Below are 19,037 nucleotides of genomic sequence, written 5' to 3'. Positions count from 1 at the left end.
ACCGACCGGAGGCGCGCATGCGCAGGAGAAGCCTTCTCGCGGGTGCCCTCGCGGCGACCCCGCTCGCCGCCGGCTGCGGCGCGAACGGCGGCGATCCCACCGCCGCCACCGCCCGCGGGGGCCGCACCGCGCTCTCGTACGGCATGTGGGACCCGGCCCAGGTTCCCGGCATGCGGCAGATCATCCGGGCCTTCGAGCGCGCGCACCCGGACATCTCCGTGGAGATCCAGCTCACCCCGTGGAACTCCTACTGGACGACGCTGCGCACGGCGATGCGGGGCGGCACGGCGCCCGACGTGTTCTGGATGAACGCCGTGAACATCAAGCTGTACGCGGCCAACGGCACGCTGGTGCCGCTCGACGAGCACATCACCCGCGCCCGCACGCCGGTCGGCAAGCACCCGGAGGCGCTGGTCGACATCTACAAGTACGACGGCAGGCAGTACGCGCTGCCGAAGGACTTCGACACGATCGGGCTCTGGTACAACAAAGCGCTCTTCGACAAGGCGGGCGTCAAGTACCCGGATTCCTCCTGGACCTGGGACGACCTGCGGGACGCGGCGCGCGAGCTGACGGATCCGAAGCGGCGGATCTACGGGGTCGCCGCCGAGATGGACCGGCAGGCCAAGTTCTATCCGTCGATCTTCCAGGCCGGCGGGTACGTGCTCCGCGACGGCCGCTCCGGGTTCGCCGACCCGCGCACCATCGAGGGCCTGCGCTTCTGGACGGATCTGGTGGACCGCGGCTGGTCGCCGCCGCAGAGCGCCATGTCGGAGGTCCGCTCCCGCAACCTGTATCTGTCCGAGCAGGTGGCGATGAACTACGACATCTCATCGATGGCCTCGTTCATGTACGGGACGCCCGCCATCAAGGACCACGGCGGGGTCGCGGTCCTGCCGAAGGGGCGGGAGCGGGGGACCGTCATCCACGGCCTCGCGAACTGCATCAGCGCCAAGTCGCGCAAGCAGGAGGCGGCGTGGAAGTTCGTGGACTTCATGGCGCGGAGCCGGGCGGGCGAGATCCAGGCCGCGGGCGGTGTCACCATCCCGTCGTACGCGGGGACGCAGGACGCCTGGCTGAAGTCGATGCCCGAGTTCGACCTGCGGTGCTTCCTCGACATGGTCGACTACGCCTCCCCCTACCCGAGTTCACGGAACACGGCGGTCTGGGAGGACCTCGAGTATCTGCTGCTCGGTGCTCCGTTCAGCGGCAAGGGCGGCATCGAGGGCGCGGCCCGCACGCTCGCGAAGCAGATGGACAGGGCGCTCGACGAGGAGGACAACTGATGGCCGTGTTCCCTTCGACGGCGGCCGCGGAGGCGGAGGGCCGCATCAGGAAGCCGCGGACAGATACGGGCCGAGAAGGCACCGCCCGCGGCCCCAACTCGCGTACGCAGAAGGCCGCATACGCCTTCATCGCGCCGATCGGGCTCGGCTTCCTCCTCTTCTACCTCTGGCCGATGCTTCAGACCTTCGGCTTCAGCTTCACCCACTTCGGGCCGTTCGGCGGCAACACCTGGACCGGCGGCGAGAACTACGCGCGGGTGGTGCAGGACGTCACGGTGTGGCGGGCCATCGGCAACACCCTGCTGTACGGGGCGATCGGGCTGCTCACGCTGCCGCTGTCGATCGCCGTCGCGGCCCTGCTGAACCGGCGCGGCCTGCGCGGCGTCGCCGTCTACCGGGCGCTGTACTTCATCCCGTTCGTGACGCTCCCGGTCGCGGTGGGCCTGGTGTGGAACTGGCTCTACAACGGCAACTTCGGCCTGCTCAACGAGGTGTTGTCGTGGTTCGGCGTCGCGCGGCACTTCTGGGCCTCCGACCCGTCGACCGCCCTGTGGGCCATCGGGGTCGTCTCGGTGTGGCAGAGCGTCGGCTACTACTTGATCATCTTCATCGCGGGGATCAAGGGCATCCCGCAGGACTACTACGAGGCCGCCGAGCTGGACGGGGCGGGCCCGGTGCGCAGGTTCTTCACCATCACGATCCCGCTGCTGAGCCCGAGCATCTTCTTCGCGGCCGTCATCTGCGTGATCAACTCGCTGCAGATGTTCGACCTGATCTACGTGATGATGAGCCCCATGAACCCGGCGCTCGGGTCCACGCAGTCCGTGGTCAGCCTCTTCTACCAGTGGGCGTTCCAGCAGAACAACCAGGGCGCTGCGGCGGCCCTCGCCTTTCTCCTGATGCTGCTCACAGCGGCCCTGACGTTCCTCCAGTTCCGGCTCCAGAAGAAGTGGGTGCACTATGCGTGACTCGCTGCGCCGCATCAACGGCGGCTCCGTCGCCACGCATGCGCTCCTCTCGCTCGGCGCGCTCGTGATGGTGTTCCCGTTCCTGTGGCAGCTGCTCACGGCGCTGAAGACACTGCCGGAGGCGGTGCACGTGCCGACGACGTTCCTGCCGCAGCAGTGGAACTGGGGCTCCTTCAAGGAGGTGTTCACCGCACTGCCCTACGGGGAGATGCTCGGCAACAGCGTCATCAACACGGTCGGGCGCACCGCGGGACAGCTCGTGTTCTGCTCGCTCGCCGCGTACGCGTTCGCCCGGATGCGGTTCCGGGGCAAGAACGTGCTGTTCGCGCTGTTCCTGTCGGTGCTGCTCGTCCCGTCCTCGCTGCTGATCCTGCCGCAGTACGACATCATCCAGCGGCTCGGCCTGCTGAACTCTCCGCCCGCGCTGTTCCTCCCGGGAATGTTCAGCGCCTTCGGCACCTTCATGCTGCGGCAGTTCTTCCTCTCCCTTCCCAGGGAGCTGGAGGAGGCGGCGCGCATCGACGGCGCGGGCCCCTTCCGCATCTTCTGGTCGATCATGCTGCCGCTGATCCGCCCCGCGCTCGCCGCCCTCGCGGTGATCACCGCGATGTGGTCGTGGAACGACCTGCTGTGGCCGCTCGTCGTGAACACCGACCCGGCGAAGATGCCGATCAGCGCCGGACTGACCTCACTGGAGGGCCAGTTCGAGACCAACTACCCGGTGATGATGGCCGGTTCGCTGATCGCGAGCCTGCCGATGATCGTCCTCTACCTCTTCCTTCAGCGGCACTTCGTGCAGGGCATCGCCCAGAGCGGCACGAAGGGCTGACACCGAGCCCCCTGAGCAAGGAGTCACATGCCAACCCTCGACGTGGGCCTGATCGGCGCCGGTGGTATCGCCCGTGCCCATCTGCCCGCCTGGACCGCCCTCGGCGCGCGCGTCACGATTCTGTCCACCGACGGGAACGCCGAACAACTGGCCGCGAAGTACGCCGAGTTCGGTGTGACGGCGGTCCGGAGTCTGCCCGAGTTGCTCGACCGGTGTGCCGTCGTCGACGTGTGCACCCCCACGTACACGCACCGGGCGCTCGTCCTGGAGGCCGTCGCCGCGGGCAAGCACGTGGTGTGCGAGAAGCCGCTCTCGCTCGATGTCGGCGAGGCCCAGGAGATGGCCGACGCGGCGCGGGCGGCGGGTGTGCTGCTGTTTCCCGCGCACGTGGTGCGCTACTTCCCCGCGTACGCGGCGCTCGCCGGTGCGGTCGCGGCCGGGGAGATCGGGGATCCGGCGGTGCTGCGGTTCACGCGGTCCGGGTGTTTTCCGGTGTGGGCGCCGTGGTTCTCGGATCCTGCTCTGTCCGGTGGGATTCTCGTCGACCAGATGATTCACGACCTGGACTTCGCGCGGCTGCTCGCCGGTGACGTCGTACGCGTGCATGCGCAGGTGCGCGGCAAGCAGGAGGCCGGCGCGGTCGCGGGGGATGTCGCGACCGGCACCGCGGTCCTCACGCACGCCTCCGGCGCGGTCAGTCATGTGCTCGGTGTGTGGGGGCTGCCGGACCTGCCGTTCAGGACGACGTTCCGGATCGCGGGGCCCGGCGGCATCCTGGAGCACGATTCGACCGCACACCCCGGCTTCCGGGTTCTCGCGCAGGGGGTGCGCCAGGCCGGTGAGGGCATTCCGGGCAGTCCGATGACCGAGAGCCCGTATCTGACCGAGCTGCGAGAGTTCGCCGCCGCTGCGCAGGGCGGGCCGCCGCCCCGGGTGACGGCGCACGACGGCGTCGAGGCCGTGCGGATCGCGTGTGCCGCCGCCGAGTCCGCGCGCACGGGCGCGCCCGTCGAACTCAAGGTGACCGAGGAGGCCGGGCTGTGAAGGGCGGGCGGGACATGAAGGTGGGTGTGCTGTCGTTCGCGCACGTGCACGCGGGCGGATTCGCGCGGCAGCTCGCCGCGATGGAGGGGGTTGAGGTACTCGCGGCCGATCCCGACACGGATCTCGCGGCGCCGGGCGAGGTGCGGGGCAAGGACTTCGCGGCGCGGATCGGCGTCAACTACGTCGAAACGTATGAGGAGTTGTTCGCCTGGGGGCCCGACAAGGTCGTGGTCTGCTCGGAGAACGTGCGCCATCGGGAGCTGGTGGAACGCGCGGCCGCGCACGGCGTCGACGTGCTGTGCGAGAAGCCGCTCGCCACGACGCCCGAGGACGGCGCGGCGATGGTCGAGGCGTGCCGGGCCGCCGGGGTGCGGCTCGCGGTGGCGCACCCGGTGCGGTTCAGCCCGGCCTATCTCGCGGTGCGCGAGGCGGTGCGGGCGGGCACGACGGGTGAGGTGCTCACGGTCGCGGGCGCCAACAACGGCTACATGCCGGGAGACCGGAGCCGCTGGTTCACCGACCCCGAACTCTCCGGCGGCGGCGCCGTGATGGACCACACCGTGCACGTCGCGGACCTCCTCGACGATCTCTTCGAGGGCTCCCCCGCGCGGTCCGTCTACGCGCAGACGAACAATCTGCTGTACGAGGGCCGGGCCGCCGTCGAGACGGCCGGCCTGCTCACCGTGACGTACGCGAACGGGGCCGTCCTCACGCTCGACTGCAGCTGGAGCCAGCCGCAGCACCATCCGGCGTGGGGCGGGCTCTCGATGCAGGTCGTCGGGGAGCGGGCGGCGTTGGAGATGGACGCCTTCGACCAGAAGGTACACGGCTTCAGCGAGACGGCGCGGGCGGCCGTGGAACTCCCGTACGGCGTCGACCTGGACGCGCTGATGTTGCGGTCGTTCCTGTTCGGCGAGGGTCCGCTGGACGTGACCGACGGCGCGGCCGGTCTGCGCGCGGTGCGGATCGTAGCGGCGGCGTACGAGTCGGCGCGCACCGGGCGGGTCGTCGACATCACGTAAGGGGGCGGCAACGGAGTTGGGGACCGGGTGCGAGAGAGTTGTGCAGAATAGGTGAGGCTCCGGCCCTCCGCCCCTGTCCCCGACCGAGCAGGTACCACGTGACCACACATCACATATCCGCCCCGACCCCGGCGTTCAGCACCCGTGCGGGAGGTGCCCGATGAGTCGCGGCATCGAACTCCACGACCTGATCCTCGCTGGTGTCGCCCTCGTCGGCGGCCTGCTGGCGGGGCTGTTGCTGCGCACCCTGCTGCGCTGGCTCGGCGTGCGTGCCGGGCAGACGCGGTGGGCCGGGGACGATGTGATCGTCGACGCGCTGCGCACGTTGGTGCCGTGGGCCGCGGTCGCGGCGGGCGCCGCCGTGGCCGCCGAGGTGCTGCCGCTCACCCCGCGTACGGGGCGGAACGTGAACATGGCGCTCACGGCGCTGCTCATCGTCGTGGCGACGCTGACGGCGGCGCGGGTGATCACGGGTCTGGTGCGGGCGGTCGCGCAGTCCCGTGCGGCGGTGGCCGGTTCGGCGACCATCTTCGTGAACATCACGCGGGTCGTGGTGCTCGCGATGGGGTTCCTCGTTGTCCTACAGACCTTGGGGATTTCCATCGCGCCGTTGCTCACCGCCCTGGGTGTGGGCGGTCTCGCGGTGGCGCTCGCCCTTCAGGACACCCTCGCCAACCTGTTCGCGGGTGTGCACATCCTGGCCTCCAAGACCGTTCAGCCCGGTGACTACATCCGGCTGAGCAGTGGCGAGGAGGGCTATGTCGTCGACATCAACTGGCGCAACACGGTGGTGCGGCAGCTCTCCAACAACCTCGTGATCATCCCGAACACGCAGCTGTCGGGCACGAACATGACCAACTTCAGCCGCCCGGAGCAGGAGATGACCCTCACCGTGCTCGCGGGGGTCGGCTACGACGTCGACCTGGAGGAAGTGGAGCGGGTGACGGTCGAGGTCGTCACCGAGGTGATGAAGGAGGTCGAGGGCGCGGTGCCCGAGCACGAGCCGCTCGTGCGCTTCCACACGTTCGGCGACTCCCGGATCAGCTTCAACGTGATCCTGGGCGTCGGCGAGTTCAGCGACCAGTACCGGATCAAGCACGAGTTCATCAAGCGGCTGCACGCGCGCTTCCGCGCGGAGGGCATCCGCATCCCCTCGCCCGCGCGGACGGTGGCGCTGACGGCGGGCAGCCCGGCGGTCGTCATCCCGCAGCAGCGGGACGCGCCGGTCGCGCCCTCCCTGTAGGGCCTGTCTTCAAACTCCCGTCAGGTGCGGGCGGCGTCCGCGAGGATCTCTGCGACCACGCGCGACGCCGTCCTCACCATGAACGGGTTCGTGTCCCGGTAGTACGCCAGTTCGTGCACCGCGATGGTCAACGCCCAGCCGCGCCCGCGCGCCCACGCGTCGTCGTCGACCGCCGCGGCCCGCCGGAAGATCCGCCGCTCCGGCCCGCCCAGGACGTACCAGGCGGTGATCAGGTCGACGGCCGGGTCCCCCGTACCCATGCACCCGAAGTCGATGACCGAGGCGAGCCGGCCGCCGTCCGACACCAGGAGGTTGCCGGGCTGCAGGTCCCCGTGCAGCCACACGTCGCGGGCCGCGCCCGGGGTGCGTACCGCCTCGTCCCAAACCACGAGAGCCGCCGCGGAGTCGATCGTCCCGTCCAGACGGTGGATCACCTCGCGGGTGCCGTCGGCGCGTTCGGCGAGGGGGCGCCCGCGGTACGACTCCGGCGCGCCGGTCGTGTCGATCGCGCGCATCGCCCTGACGAAGGCCGCCAGGTCCTCGGCCAGCGCCTCGGGCCGGGCCAGCCGCCCCACGGTCGGGTTCCCGCCGGGCAGCCAGCGGTGCACCGCCCACGGCCACGGGAAGCCGTGCCCGGGCTCCCCCTCGGCCACCTGCTCGGGCACGGGCACCGGCAGCCGGGCCGCGAGGTACGGCATCCACTGCCGGGCGCCCGCCAGTTCGGGCACGACGCCGGGCACGCGCGGCAGCCGGACCACCCACTCCTCGCCGAGCCGGTAGAGGACGTTCTGCGTGCCGTGCGAGTCGACGTACTTCAGGGGCAGCTCCGCCCACCGCGGGAACTGCTCGTCGACCAGCGCGCGGACGAGCCCCTCGTCGATGTCCGGCTCGTCCTGGTGCAGCTTGCGAACGCCCATGGTCACCTTTCGCGGGAGCGGCCTTCCTGGCCGGGCCGAGCGTAGCCACGCACGCCCGGCCCGGCGATCGGTTTTCCCCGCGCGCCCCGGGATCAGCCGGAGACCGAGGGCCGCCCGTTCTCGATGTGGCCCATCAGGCGCCGCACGAAGTCGGGCTCGTCCTCGCAGCGCACGATCAGGTCGTACCAGCCGTGGGACTTCGCGGCGGGGTGCGTCACGGTCGTGCGGTCGCCGGGCGCGACGCGGACCTGGCGGGTGAGCGGGGCGGCGTCGGCCGCGCGGACGTAGGCCTGCGGGCGGACGGTGAACACCTTGGGCTCGGTGCCGTGGTTGGCCAGGGTGATGCGCAGCTCGCGGGTCTTGGCGCGCACGGACGAGGTGACCTCGGCGCTGGACGCGACGAGGCCCGCGAACTCGCGGCGGAAGCCGCCGGGCCCGGTGACGGTGAACCGGTAGCGGTCCTTGGCCGGTGTCACGCTCAGCGGCCGGGTGCCGGACACGTCCCGGTGCTGCGGCACGTCGAACTCGCCCTCGTAGGGGTAGAGCGCGAAGTGGGCGCTGGACGCACCGGTGTTGGAGAGCGTGACCTCGACGCGGCCGTCGTTCAGGCGTGCGTACGCGTCGGTCTGGTACGGCAGCGGGCGCGCGGGCCGGGTGCCGGGCTCCTGCACGGGCATCTTCTGGTCGGCGGGCGGGACCGGCCGCCAGCGGGCGCTCGCCGGCGGCACCGGGCCCGGGTACTCCACGGCGGGCTGCTTCTCGGCGGTGTCGAAGTCGAACGCGGAGGTCAGGTCGCCGCAGATCCGGCGGCGCCACGGCGTGATGTTCGGGTCCTCGATTCCGGTCCACTTCTCCAGGAAGCGGTTGACGGAGGTGTGGTCGAACAGCTCGGAGCACACGTAGCCGCCCACCGACCAGGGCGAGATCACGAGCATCGGCACGCGGATGCCGAGCCCGGTGGGCCGGCCCTGCCACCATTCGTCGGGGTCGCCCGGCTCGGGCACGGGCGGCGGTACGTGGTCGAAGAAGCCGTCGTTCTCGTCGTAGTTGATGAGCACGACGGTCTTGCGCCACACGTCGGGGTGCGAGGCCAGCGCGTCGAGCACCTTGTACGGGACGCTGGCGCTCGCGGCGGGCACGGAGACGCTGGGGTGCTCGGAGTCGACCGCGGACGGCACGAGGTAGGAGACGGCGGGCAGCTTTCCGGCGGCGACGTCGGCGGCGAAGCGCTCGGCCAGGGTGCCGGTGGGCACACGGCGCAGGGCCCGCTCGAACAGGCTGCGCTCGGCCTTGCTGAGCGCCTTGACGCCCTCCTCCAGGAGCCCGAGCAGCCGCTCCCGCTCGGCCGTGTCCCCGGCCTCGTCCGCCTTGCGGACCAGGGCGTAGAACGACTCCATGTACGTGTGCCCGCCGGTCTTCGCCAGCGCCTTGCGGGCGACCGCCTTGAAGGAGGCGAAGAACTCGATCTGGTTGTCGGTGAAGTTCTCCCACTCGGTGTACGTCTGCCAGCTGCGGCCCTCCTTCTCCAGGAGTTCGGCGAAGGTGGGCCAGTCGTAGCCCTTGTGGGTGCCCTCGTCGTAGGCGCCGTTGCCGATGGCGCGCCCGCCGCCCGGCTCCTCGCCGGAGTTGCCGCTCCACAGGTAGTTGCGGTTGGGGCTGGTGGAGCTGTGCATGGAGGAGTGGTACGCGTCGCAGATGGTGAAGGTGTCGGCGAGCTCGTACTGCAGCGGGATGTCGGAGCGGTCGTAGTACGCCATCGTCGCCGCGGTCTTGGCGGAGACCCACTGGTTCATCCAGCCGTTGTTCCAGGCCTTGTGGCCGCCGTTCCAGTCGTGGTTGAGGGCGTCGATGTACTGCAGGTCGTGCTGCTGTGCCTCGGCCGCCGCGCGCACGGAGAACGGCAGGACTCTCTTCGTGCCGTCCGGCTGCTCGAACACCGGTTTGCCGTCGGGCAGTTGGACGGCGTTGCGGTCTCCGAAGCCGCGGACGCCGCGCAGCATGCCGAAGTAGTGGTCGAAGGACCGGTTCTCCTGCATGAGGATCACCACGTGCTCGATGGCGTCGAGCCCGCCGGCCGGCGGCGCCGGGAGACGGGGCTCGAGAGGGGATCGGTCATGTCGGCGGCTCCTGGGTTCGGTGTCGACGGGGGACGGTACGCAGGGACGCTACGAGTGCGGACGGTACGGGTGGTGAGCACCGGATGAACTCATGTCGGCGCCACACAATCAAGCTCTGGACAAATGTGAGCATGGAATTGCTTGAATTTGACGAGTAGTGTGCGCCGCATGCTGGCAGAGCGACGACACCACCTGATCCTGCGTGCGCTGCGCTCCGGTGGGCCCGCGTCCGTCGCCGAGCTCGCCGAGCAGCTCACCGTGAGCCCGGCGACCATCCGCCGCGACCTGGTGAAACTGGAGGAGGACGGCCTCCTCACCCGCGTGCACGGCGGTGCCGTCATGGAGGAGGGCGACCAGCCCTTCTCCGAGGTCGCGCAGGTACGGGTGCCCGAGAAGGACACCATCGCCGAGCACGCGGCGTCCCTGATAACGGACGGCCAGTCCGTCCTCCTCGACATCGGCACGACCGCGTACCGCCTCGCCCGCCGGCTCCACGGCCGCCGCCTCACCGTCATCACCAGCAACCTCGTGGTGTACGAGGAGCTGGCCGACGACACCGGCATCGACCTGGTGCTGCTGGGCGGGATGGTGCGCCGCGAGTACCGCTCCCTGGTCGGCTTCCTCACCGAGGACAACCTGCGCCAGCTGCACGCCGACTGGCTGTTCCTCGGCACCAGCGGCGTCCGCCCCGACGGGCAGGTGATGGACACCACCGTGGTGGAGGTCCCGGTCAAGCGCGCCATGATCGCCGCGAGCGACCGCACGGTTCTCCTGGCCGACTCCTCCAAGTTCCCCGGCACCGGCATGGCCAAGGTGTGCGGCCCCGACTCCCTCGACGTCCTCGTGACCAACTCCTCCGCCCCGGCGCCGACGTGCGCCGCGCTCACGGAGGCCGGCGTGAAAGTAGTGCACGTATGAAACTGACGATTCTCGGCGGCGGCGGATTCCGGGTGCCGCTCGTGTACGGGGCCCTGCTCACCGACCACGCGGAGGGCCGTGTCACCGAGGTCGCGCTGTACGACCTCGACGGGCAGCGTCTCGACGCGATCTCCCGGGTCCTGGCCGAGCAGGCCGAGGGGGTGCCGGACGCGCCTACGGTCACCGTCACCACCGACCTCGACGAGGCGGTGCGCGGCACGGACTTCGTGTTCTCGGCGATCCGGGTGGGCGGACTGGAGGGGCGCGCGGCGGACGAGCGGATCGCGCTCGCCGAGGATGTGCTCGGCCAGGAGACGGTCGGCGCGGGCGGACTCGCGTACGGGCTGCGCACGCTCCCGGTCGTCGAGGAGATCGCGCGGCGGGTCGCCGAACTCGCCCCGGACGCCTGGTTCATCAACTTCACCAACCCGGCGGGCCTGGTCACGGAAGCCCTCTCGACGCACCTCGGCGACCGTGTCATCGGCATCTGCGACTCCCCCGTGGGCCTCGGCAAGCGCGTGGCACGCGCACTCGGCGCCGACCCGCAGGACGCCTGGGTCGACTACGTCGGCCTCAACCACCTGGGCTGGCTGCGCGGGTTGAAGGTGAACGGCCGCGACGAACTCCCCCGCCTCCTCGCCGACGAGGCGCTCCTCGGCTCCTTCGAGGAGGGCAAGCTGTTCGGCACGGAGTGGCTGCGCGAGCTGGGCTCCATCCCCAACGAGTACCTGCACTACTACTACTTCAACCGCGAGGCGGTGCACGCCTATCAGCAGGCGGAGGCGACCCGCGGCGCGTTCCTGCACGAGCAGCAGTCCCGCTTCTACGACCGGATGCGCGACCCGGCGGCCCCGCCACTCAAGACGTGGGACGCCACGAGGGCCGAGCGCGAGGCCACGTACATGGCGGAAAACCGGGAGGCGGCCGGCGCGGGCGAGCGCGACGAGCAGTCCCTCACCGAGTCCGGCGGCTACGAGAAGGTGGCGCTCGACCTGATGCGGGCCATCGCCCGCGACGAGCGGACCACGCTGATCCTCAACGTCCGCAACCGCACGACCCTTTCGGCCCTCGACGCCGACGCCGTGATCGAGGTGCCGTGCCTGGTCGACGCCAACGGCGCGCACCCCGTCGCCGTCGACCCGCTGCCCGGTCATGCCACGGGCCTCGTGACCTCGGTGAAGGCGGTCGAGCGCGAGATCCTAGCCGCCGCCCGCTCCGGGTCGCGGGCGACAGCGGTGAAGGCGTTCGCGCTGCATCCGCTGGTGGACTCGGCGAACGTGGCGCGCCGCCTGGTGGACGAGTACCGCTCGGCCCACCCGGGGCTCGCCTACCTCCGCTGACGGTGCTCGACCGAGTTCCGGTACCCGTACACCGCGTAGACACCCACCCCGATGAGCATCCACACCGCGAACCGCACCCAGGTCACCCAGTCCAGATTGCTGATCAGCCACACGGAGAACGCGACGCCGATCGCCGGAACCCAGGGCACCAGCGGCGTACGGAAGGAACGCGGCAGCTCGGGCCGCGTCCTCCGCAGCACGACCACGGCGATCGCCACCACGATGAACGCCATCAGGATGCCGATGTTGGTGAGGTCGGCGGCCTCCCGGATCGGCAGGAACCCGGCGATCAGCGCGGAGCCGATGCCGACCGGCCAGATCACCCGCGTGGGCACGTGCCTGCGCGGGTGGTTGCGCGCGAAGTAGCGCGGCAGAAGCCCGTCGCGGCTCATCGAGTACCAGACCCGGGACACCGCCAGCATGTTGGCGAACGCCGACGTGGTGATGCCGATGACGGCGCCGACGGCCACGACGAGCCCGAGCCCGCCGAGCCCCACTGCCCCCAGCGCGCTGGAGAACGGACTGGCGACATCAATGTCCTTGTAGTTCTGCATCCCGAGCAGCACGACACACACCGCGAGATAGATGAACGCGGCGATGCCGAGCGAGACGATGATGGCCTTCGGCAGCACCTTCTTCGCCTCGGCGCTCTCCTCTGCGGCGGCGCTCATGGCGTCGTACCCGTAGACGGCGAAGAACGCGGTGGCCGCTCCGGTGAACGCGCCGCCGACCCCGTAGGGCAGAAAAGGCGTGTAGTTCCCGGACTTGATGTGAAAGGCCCCGGCGACGACCACGAGCGCGACGATGCCGAGCTTCACGACCACGAGGATGGTCTCGAACCGCGCCGACTCCTTCGTCCCACGGGACAGCACGAAGGCAAGCAGCAGGCACAGGAGCAGCGCGAACAGATCGACGCGATGCCCGGACCCGGTGCCGGGCGCGCCGAGCATCCAGGTCGGCACGTCAATGCCCACGTGCTCCAGGATGTACGAGAAGTACCCGGACACGGCGATGGCGACCACGGCCACGATCGCGGTGTACTCGAGCAGCAGGTCCCAGCCGATGGCCCAGCCGACGAACTCGCCGAGCGCGGCATAGGAGTAGGTGTAGGCGGAGCCCGCCTTCGGGATGGTGCCGGCGAACTCGGCGTAGCAGAGGGCGGCCGCGCCGCTGGCCACGATGGCGATGAGGAACGAGAGCATGACGCCGGGACCGGCGTCCTCGTTGGCGACGACACCGGCCAGCGAGAAGACACCGGCGCCGACCAGGCCGCCGAGGCTGAGGGCGACCAGCTGCCACAGGCCCATCGTGCGCTTGAGCCCGCCGCTGGTCTCCTCCTCCGAGTCGTCGACGGGCTTGAGGCGGAAGATTCCGGCACGGGAGAGAAGTCCCCCGTCGGGCCCGGCCGGGTCGCGGGGTGGGTTGGTGGTCGTACGGGACACGGTGGCTCCTGGGAGGTGTGCGCGGCCCTGCGGTGTCAGAGCACGAAGCCGTGCGGGAACGGGTCGCTCGGGTCGAGGAGGTAGTTGGCCGTGGCGGTGATCCAGGCGCGGCCGGAGAACTCCGGTACGACGGCGTCCAGTTGACCGACCTTCGCGTCGCCGACGAGCCGCCCGGTGAACCGCGTCCCGATGAACGACTCGTTCACGAACTCGGTGTGCAGGGGGAGTTCGCCGCGCGCGTGGAGCTGGGCCATCCGGGCCGAGGTGCCGGTGCCGCACGGCGAGCGGTCGAACCAGCCGGGTTGGATCGCCATGGCGTTGCGCGAGTGCCGGGCCGTCGAGTCGGGGGCGAGGAACTGCACGTGCTTGCAGCCGCCGATGACCGGGTCGAGGGGGTGCCGGGGCCGGTTGTGCTCGTTGATGGCATCGGAGATGGCGAGCCCGGCCTTGAGGATGTCGTCCTTGCGGGCCCTGTCGAAGGGCAGGCCGAGCTGTTCGAGCTCGGTGATGGCGTAGAAGTTCCCGCCGTACGCCATGTCGTAGCGGACCTCGCCGTAGCCGGGCACCTTCACGGTGGCATCGAGCTCAAGCGCGAAGGCGTCCACATTGCGCAGGGTGACCTGCTCGGCCACACCATCACGCACAGCCACCCGCGCCTCGACGAGCCCGGCGGGTGTGTCGAGCCTGACGACGGTCTCCGGCTCGCTCACCTCCACCATCCCGGCCTCCACGAGCACGGTGGCGACCCCGATGGTGCCGTGCCCGCACATCGGCAGGAAGCCGCTGACCTCGATGTACAGGACACCCCAGTCCGCGTCGGGGCGGGTCGGCGGCTGCAGGATGGCACCACTCATCGCGGAGTGCCCGCGCGGCTCGTCGACGAGGAACCGACGAAGCTCATCGAGATGTTCCAACGCATACGTACGGCGCTCGGCCATGGTGTCACCGGGGATGGGACCCACGCCGCCGGTGACGACGCGGGTGGGCATGCCCTCGGTGTGCGAGTCGACGGCACTCAGCGTGCGCACGGACCGCATCAGATGTTCCCCTTCTCCAGGGCGGCGACGGCACGCGCCATGTCCGCCTCGACCTGCTCCCGCACCCCGGGCAGCAGCGCCCCGCGCGGCGGCCGGCAGGGCCCGCCGAACCGGCCGACCTGCTCCATGCCCAACTTGATGGCCTGCACGAACTCGGTGCGCGAGTCCCAGCGGAAGGCGGCGACCAGCGGCTCGTACAGCGCCCGCGCCTCCTCCAGCTTGCCTGCGAGCGCCAGGTCGTAGAGCCGGGCGGACTCGGCGGGGAACACGTTCGGGAACCCGGCGAACCACCCGGTGGCCCCCATCAACAGACTCTCCAGAACCACATCATCGGCGCCACTGATGATCTCCAGCGACGGCGCCTTCTCCTTGATCTCAAGCACCCGCCGCACATCACCGGAGAACTCCTTCACGGCGACGATGTTGTCGATCTGCGCGATCTCACCGAGCAGATCCGGCGTGAGATCGACCTTCGTGTCGAAGGGATTGTTGTAGACCATGACCGGCAGCCCGACCGACGCCACCGCCGCGAAGTGGTCAATGACATCACGGGAGTTGGCCCGGTACAGGGTGGGCGGCAGACACAGCACACCGTCGGCGCCGTCCTCGGCCGCGACCTCGGCCCAGTGCTTCGCCTGGTGGGACCCGACGCCGTGCACACCGACCACGACGACGCCGTCGTCCCCGACGGCCTCGATGGCGGTACGGGCGACCTTCCGGCGCTCCTCGTCCGTCAGGGACGAGTACTCGCCGAGCGACCCGTTCGGGCCGACGCCGCGGCAGCCGTTGTCGACGAGCCAACGGCAGTGCTCGGCGTACCGGTCGTAGTCGACGGCGAGCCCGGCGGGCGCGGAGGCGTCCTCGGAGTAGGGCAGGGCGGTGGCGACGACGACGCCACCGAGGCCGAGACCGGTGGAACCCTGCTTCTGCTGCTGGGCGTGCTGGGTGTCACTCATGAACTGCTCTCCTCTGTACGGGAGTTGCCGGATTGTTCCTTAGGGGTGGTGTCTGGAGCCGCGGCCAGATCGCCGAGGCGGATCGGGCGGGCGACGGGCCGCCGGTGCTCACTGGCCGGAGGCAGACCCTCGATGTCACGGTCCACTCCTCCGGTCCCTCGCAATCGCGCACCGATCTCGGCGACAGTGGGCCCGCACATCCGGGCCTGGCACGGCCCGAGTCCGGCCCGGGTGGCGAGCTTGGCGGCGCGCGGGGCGGCGGTGCACTCGTCGGCGGCGGCCCGGCACACGGTGGCGTAGTCCGTCTCCTCGCACCGGCACACCACGGTCTCGGGCCGCATCCACCCGGTCCAGCCCGCCCCGATGGCATGCGCACGGGCGAGCCGGGCGGCGAAGGCACGCCCCTGGTCACGGCTGGTCCGCAGCCTGCGCACCTTGGCGGTGTTCCGGTTTCCGCCCCCTGCGAGCCACCCGGCGAGCGCACCCTCCACTCGCGCGGCGGGCGCACCCGCGATCCCGGTGATCTCGCCGGCCGCGTACACATCGGGGCAGGTGGTGCGCTGGTCGCCGTCGACCTCGACGAACTCACCACCCGGGGTGGCACGCAGCGCACACCCGGCGGCAACCGGCAGCTCCAACTGCGGGCTGAACCCGTGCGACACGCACACGGCGTCGACGGCCACGGTGCGCTCACTGCCCGGCACGACCGACCAGTCCGCTCGCAGCCGCGCGGTGACGACCTCCTCCACGCACCCGTCCCCGCGCGCCTCGACGACCGTACGTCCGGTGCGGTACGGAACCCGGTTCCGGGCCAACAGCCCACCGTACTCGGCGAGTTCGACGCCCTTCCCGGCCTGCGCCGCCAGCTCCCAGGGCCGCCGCCCCCAGCCACGGGCAAGCGTCCCCGGCGTGTTGGCCTCCAGCACCTCACGCACCCGTGCCCCCGCCTCGAGCAGCGACGCGGCGACCGGCAGCAGGAACGGCCCGCTCCCGGCCACGACCACCTGGTCGCCGACCACCACCCGCTCCCCCTTGGCCAGCGCCTGCGCCGCGCCCGCGGTGAACACGCCGGGCAACTCCCAGCCGGGGAACGGCAGTACGCGGTCGTGGGCGCCGACCGCGAGCACCAACGCGTCGGGGTCGAGCGCCTGCCGCTCCCGGCCGCCCCCGTCGGCCGGCCCGCGCAGCACGTGCACGCGCGGCGGTCCCGGCTCCGCCGGATCGGGCCGCTCCAGGGCCCACACGGCGGTCTCGGACCACCAGGCGCAGCGCGGGTGGGCGAGGACCCTGCGGCGGCGTTCGTCGAAGGCGCGCCAGCCGTGGTGGAGCCGCTCGGGCCGTTCGGCGGCGTAGGCCTCGGGGAGCATCCGGTGGTACTGGCCGCCGGGCCGTTCGGCCTCGTCGATCAGGGTGACCCGGGCGCCCGCGCCGAGCGCGGCATCGGCGGCGGCGAGCCCTGCGGGTCCCGCGCCCACGACCACTACGTGGCGTGTCATGTGGCCTCCGTCGGGGTTGGGGTGGGGGTTCGGGGACTGTGACGTGAGATGGCCATCCAGCGGTCATTACGCGTCACAGTCGCTCCCCGACCTCGCCCCGCCACCTGCTTCGCGTGTCTGCGTTCGCACCTCGTCCCCGTCCCGCGCCCGCCTGCGGCACGCCCGTACGTCGCGCTCGGGGCCGACCGTGACCAGGCAGTCGAAGCAGGCGCCGATGCCGCAGAACACCCCGCGGGGCGCTCCGGAGCGGCCGGTGCGCCAGGCGCGGCGGCCGGAGGCGAGCAGGACGCCCGCGACGGACTGGCCCTCGACGCCGGCGACGGGCTCGCCGTCGACGGTGATCGTGAGCGGTGTCTCGCGCCGCCCCACGGCGTCCGTCGCCGCCGGTACGCGTCGTGGGCTCATGCCGCCCTTCCCTTCTCCGTGGTTCCCAGGACGGCCGGCCGGTCGACCCGGAACGGCGTCGCGTCGATCTCGGTGGGCCGGTCCAGGAGCAGGTCCCGCACGAGGCGTGCGGTGCCGACGGACAGGCCGATGCCCGCGCCTTCGTGGCCGCCCGCGTGCCACAGTCCGGCGAGGCGCGGGTCGGGGCCGATGACGGGCAGGTGGTCGGGCACGTAGGGGCGGAAGCCGCCGTAGGCGCGCATGATCGGTACGTCCGCGAGGGTCGGGAAGAGGCGCAGCGCCTTGCCGGCGATCGCGGAGAGGGCGTCGGGGCGGAGCCGGTCGTCGAAGCCGACGCGGCGGCGCGATGAACCGATGAGGACGCTGCCGCCGCGGGTGGATTCGACGACGGCGGAGGTCTGGAGGTCCTCTGCGCTGCTGCCGACGGCGCCCACGTAGTCGGCGTCGTAGACCTTGTGGAAGACGGTGGGTGGAAGGGGTGTGGTGACGAGGACGTCGCCGCGGCGAGGGCGTACGTCGATGGGCGCGCCGAGGCGGGTGGACAGTTCGCCCGCCCAGGGGCCCGCGGCGTTGATGAAGAGGTCCGCCTCGATGAGGTCGCCGTCGGTGGTGCGGACGGCGGTGAGGCGGCCGGAGCGGGTGACCGCGGCGCGTATCTCGCAGTGGGTGCGCAGGGTGGCGCCTGCGCGGAGCGCGTCGACGAGGAGGGCGGCGGCCGCGCCGGAGGGCTGGACCTGGGCGTCGTCGGGGTAGTGGATCGCGGCGGTGTGGTTGCGGGTGACGTACGGTTCGGCGGCGGCGAGGGAGGCGGCGTCCAGGGCCTGCGCCCGTACGCCTGCCGCGCGTTGGGACTCGGCGAACTTGGTGAGTTCGCGCGCGCCGTCGTCGGTGGTGGCGACGACGATGCCGCCCTTGGGGTCCCATTCCGTCAAGTCGCCTGCGCTTGAGGCCCGTTCGGACATCTCGTCGACGATCTGGGGCCACAGGCGCCCGGACAGTTGCGCCAACTCGAGTTCGGGGCCCGGGCCCTTGTCGGACACGAGGATGTTGCCCTCGCCGTGCGCGGTGGTCGCGGCGGCCGGGCGGCCGCGGTCGACGACCGTGGTGGCGAAGCCCGCTGTGGCCAACTCCCGCGCGCAGGCGGATCCGACGATCCCGGCTCCGAGAATGACCGCCCGTGTTCCGTGCATCGAACCGCCTCCGTTCGTTTCATCGAACAGCTCGGAGGCTAGGACGGCCCTTCAGGGAGTGTCAACGGATGTGCTGAGGGTGATCGAAAAATGCTTGCAGGGGTCAGGCATCCTCGGGCTCCACGGCTCCGGCCCCGGGGTGCGGGATCCCCAAGTGGGCGTGCTCGTGCGGGCGGTACTGGAGCAGCAGCACCGAGTGCACGTCGCCGTCGAGCGCCGTGTAGGAGTGCGGGAGCGTGGCGTCGAAGCCGACGTAGTCGCCGGGGCCGAGCTCCACCTCGTCGCCGTCGACGCGGACCTGGAGGCGGCCGGTCTGCACGACGGTGTGCTCGGTGCCGACATGGCCGAGGGAGTCCTGCCTGCTGTCGGCCCGTACGACCTGGTCGTACACCTCGAGGACCAGGTCGCCGAAGTCCATCCGGCGCAGCGGCCGCAGGTCGACGCCCTCGCCCCTGAGCACCTCGACCTCCTTGGCGCGCACGACGGTGAGGCCGCCGGGCGCCCGCGTCTCCAGGAGGTCGGAGACGGGCACCTCCAGGGCGCGCGAGAGGCTGAACACCGTCTCGATGGTGGGGTTTCCGGTGCCGGACTCGAGCTGGGAGAGCGTCGCCTTGCCGATCTTGGAGCGTCGCGAGAGCTCCGAGATCGACAGGCCGCGACGCGTCCTGGCGCGGCGGAGATTGGCCGCCACCATGTCGCGGACCGACTCCTGAGGAACGTCCATAGCCTCTCCCTGGCTCCCTTGACAGCGTTCGCTTTGCCGAACACTATGCCGCACGAAGCGTTTGGTGTTTCGAACAGTTTCTCGTTCGTTGTACTGACCTCGA

General features: G+C 71.0%; 16 protein-coding genes and 1 pseudogene. 8 read left to right on the top strand and 9 right to left on the bottom strand.

Annotated elements, in window-relative coordinates; translation table 11 throughout:
- Positions 1-17 precede the first annotated feature (17 nt).
- From ACZ7L4_RS01660 to ACZ7L4_RS01635, 6 genes are all read left to right on the top strand, one after another.
- Positions 18-1,286 carry an ABC transporter substrate-binding protein gene (locus ACZ7L4_RS01660; RefSeq protein WP_472098762.1) on the top strand — a complete coding sequence of 423 codons (1,269 nt, stop codon included), beginning with the start codon at positions 18-20 and terminating at the stop codon, positions 1,284-1,286.
- Positions 1,286-2,254, top strand: a complete 969-nt coding sequence (locus ACZ7L4_RS01655) for a carbohydrate ABC transporter permease (RefSeq protein WP_472098761.1) — start codon at positions 1,286-1,288, stop codon at positions 2,252-2,254. Before ACZ7L4_RS01660 ends, ACZ7L4_RS01655 begins: the two co-directional genes overlap by 1 nt.
- Positions 2,247-3,083: a carbohydrate ABC transporter permease gene (locus tag ACZ7L4_RS01650; protein ID WP_472098760.1), complete on the top strand. Its 837-nt coding sequence runs from the start codon at positions 2,247-2,249 to the stop codon at positions 3,081-3,083. The genes ACZ7L4_RS01655 and ACZ7L4_RS01650 overlap by 8 nt, the downstream gene beginning before the upstream one ends.
- Before the next feature lie 27 nt (positions 3,084-3,110).
- On the top strand, positions 3,111-4,127 hold the full coding sequence (locus tag ACZ7L4_RS01645) for a Gfo/Idh/MocA family protein (RefSeq protein ID WP_472098758.1): 1,017 nt from the start codon (positions 3,111-3,113) through the stop codon (positions 4,125-4,127).
- On the top strand, positions 4,124-5,149 hold the full coding sequence (locus ACZ7L4_RS01640; RefSeq protein ID WP_472098756.1) for a Gfo/Idh/MocA family protein: 1,026 nt from the start codon (positions 4,124-4,126) through the stop codon (positions 5,147-5,149). The genes ACZ7L4_RS01645 and ACZ7L4_RS01640 overlap by 4 nt, the downstream gene beginning before the upstream one ends.
- Before the next feature lie 160 nt (positions 5,150-5,309).
- Positions 5,310-6,392 (top strand): mechanosensitive ion channel family protein, encoded by a 1,083-nt coding sequence (locus tag ACZ7L4_RS01635; RefSeq protein WP_472098755.1) that lies wholly within the window; start codon positions 5,310-5,312, stop codon positions 6,390-6,392.
- Positions 6,393-6,412: 20 nt separating this feature from the next.
- Here the strand turns inward: ACZ7L4_RS01635 and ACZ7L4_RS01630 are convergent, their stop codons facing one another.
- Together ACZ7L4_RS01630 and ACZ7L4_RS01625 are read right to left on the bottom strand one after the other, a co-directional pair.
- Positions 6,413-7,309, bottom strand: a complete 897-nt coding sequence (locus tag ACZ7L4_RS01630; protein WP_472098753.1) for an aminoglycoside phosphotransferase family protein — start codon at positions 7,307-7,309, stop codon at positions 6,413-6,415.
- 92 nt (positions 7,310-7,401) lie between these two features.
- Positions 7,402-9,408: pseudogene (locus tag ACZ7L4_RS01625) on the bottom strand (phosphocholine-specific phospholipase C); the annotation flags it as partial.
- Between the two features lie 186 nt (positions 9,409-9,594).
- Between ACZ7L4_RS01625 and ACZ7L4_RS01620 the strand changes: the two are divergent.
- Positions 9,595-10,344, top strand: coding sequence for a DeoR/GlpR family DNA-binding transcription regulator (locus ACZ7L4_RS01620; RefSeq protein WP_472098751.1), 750 nt, complete (start codon positions 9,595-9,597; stop codon positions 10,342-10,344).
- The gene (locus ACZ7L4_RS01615) at positions 10,341-11,684 is read left to right on the top strand and encodes a 6-phospho-beta-glucosidase (protein ID WP_472098749.1); all 1,344 of its coding nucleotides are present in this window, start codon (positions 10,341-10,343) and stop codon (positions 11,682-11,684) included. The genes ACZ7L4_RS01620 and ACZ7L4_RS01615 overlap by 4 nt, the downstream gene beginning before the upstream one ends.
- Here ACZ7L4_RS01615 and ACZ7L4_RS01610 read toward each other — a convergent pair.
- From ACZ7L4_RS01610 to ACZ7L4_RS01580, 7 genes are all read right to left on the bottom strand, one after another.
- Positions 11,672-13,054, bottom strand: coding sequence for an amino acid permease (locus tag ACZ7L4_RS01610; protein WP_472100337.1), 1,383 nt, complete (start codon positions 13,052-13,054; stop codon positions 11,672-11,674). The genes ACZ7L4_RS01615 and ACZ7L4_RS01610 overlap by 13 nt on opposite strands.
- 107 nt (positions 13,055-13,161) lie before the next feature.
- Positions 13,162-14,163 (bottom strand): proline racemase family protein, encoded by a 1,002-nt coding sequence (locus tag ACZ7L4_RS01605; RefSeq protein ID WP_472098747.1) that lies wholly within the window; start codon positions 14,161-14,163, stop codon positions 13,162-13,164.
- Entirely contained in the window at positions 14,163-15,119 is a 957-nt protein-coding gene (locus ACZ7L4_RS01600) for a dihydrodipicolinate synthase family protein (protein ID WP_472098745.1), read from the bottom strand. Before ACZ7L4_RS01600 ends, ACZ7L4_RS01605 begins: the two co-directional genes overlap by 1 nt.
- Positions 15,116-16,615, bottom strand: coding sequence for an FAD-dependent oxidoreductase (locus ACZ7L4_RS01595; protein WP_472098744.1), 1,500 nt, complete (start codon positions 16,613-16,615; stop codon positions 15,116-15,118). Before ACZ7L4_RS01595 ends, ACZ7L4_RS01600 begins: the two co-directional genes overlap by 4 nt.
- A gap of 66 nt (positions 16,616-16,681) precedes the next feature.
- On the bottom strand, positions 16,682-17,020 hold the full coding sequence (locus ACZ7L4_RS01590; RefSeq protein WP_472098742.1) for a (2Fe-2S)-binding protein: 339 nt from the start codon (positions 17,018-17,020) through the stop codon (positions 16,682-16,684).
- Complete coding sequence (locus ACZ7L4_RS01585) at positions 17,017-18,210, bottom strand: NAD(P)/FAD-dependent oxidoreductase (protein ID WP_472098740.1); 1,194 nt, start codon at positions 18,208-18,210, stop codon at positions 17,017-17,019. The genes ACZ7L4_RS01590 and ACZ7L4_RS01585 overlap by 4 nt, the downstream gene beginning before the upstream one ends.
- Positions 18,211-18,313: 103 nt before the next feature.
- Positions 18,314-18,934 carry a helix-turn-helix domain-containing protein gene (locus ACZ7L4_RS01580; RefSeq protein ID WP_472098738.1) on the bottom strand — a complete coding sequence of 207 codons (621 nt, stop codon included), beginning with the start codon at positions 18,932-18,934 and terminating at the stop codon, positions 18,314-18,316.
- Between the last annotated feature and the right edge of the window lie 103 nt (positions 18,935-19,037).

The organism is Streptomyces sp. NPDC107575, from assembly GCF_055657265.1.
This window is presented reverse-complemented; position numbering and strand designations above follow the sequence as displayed.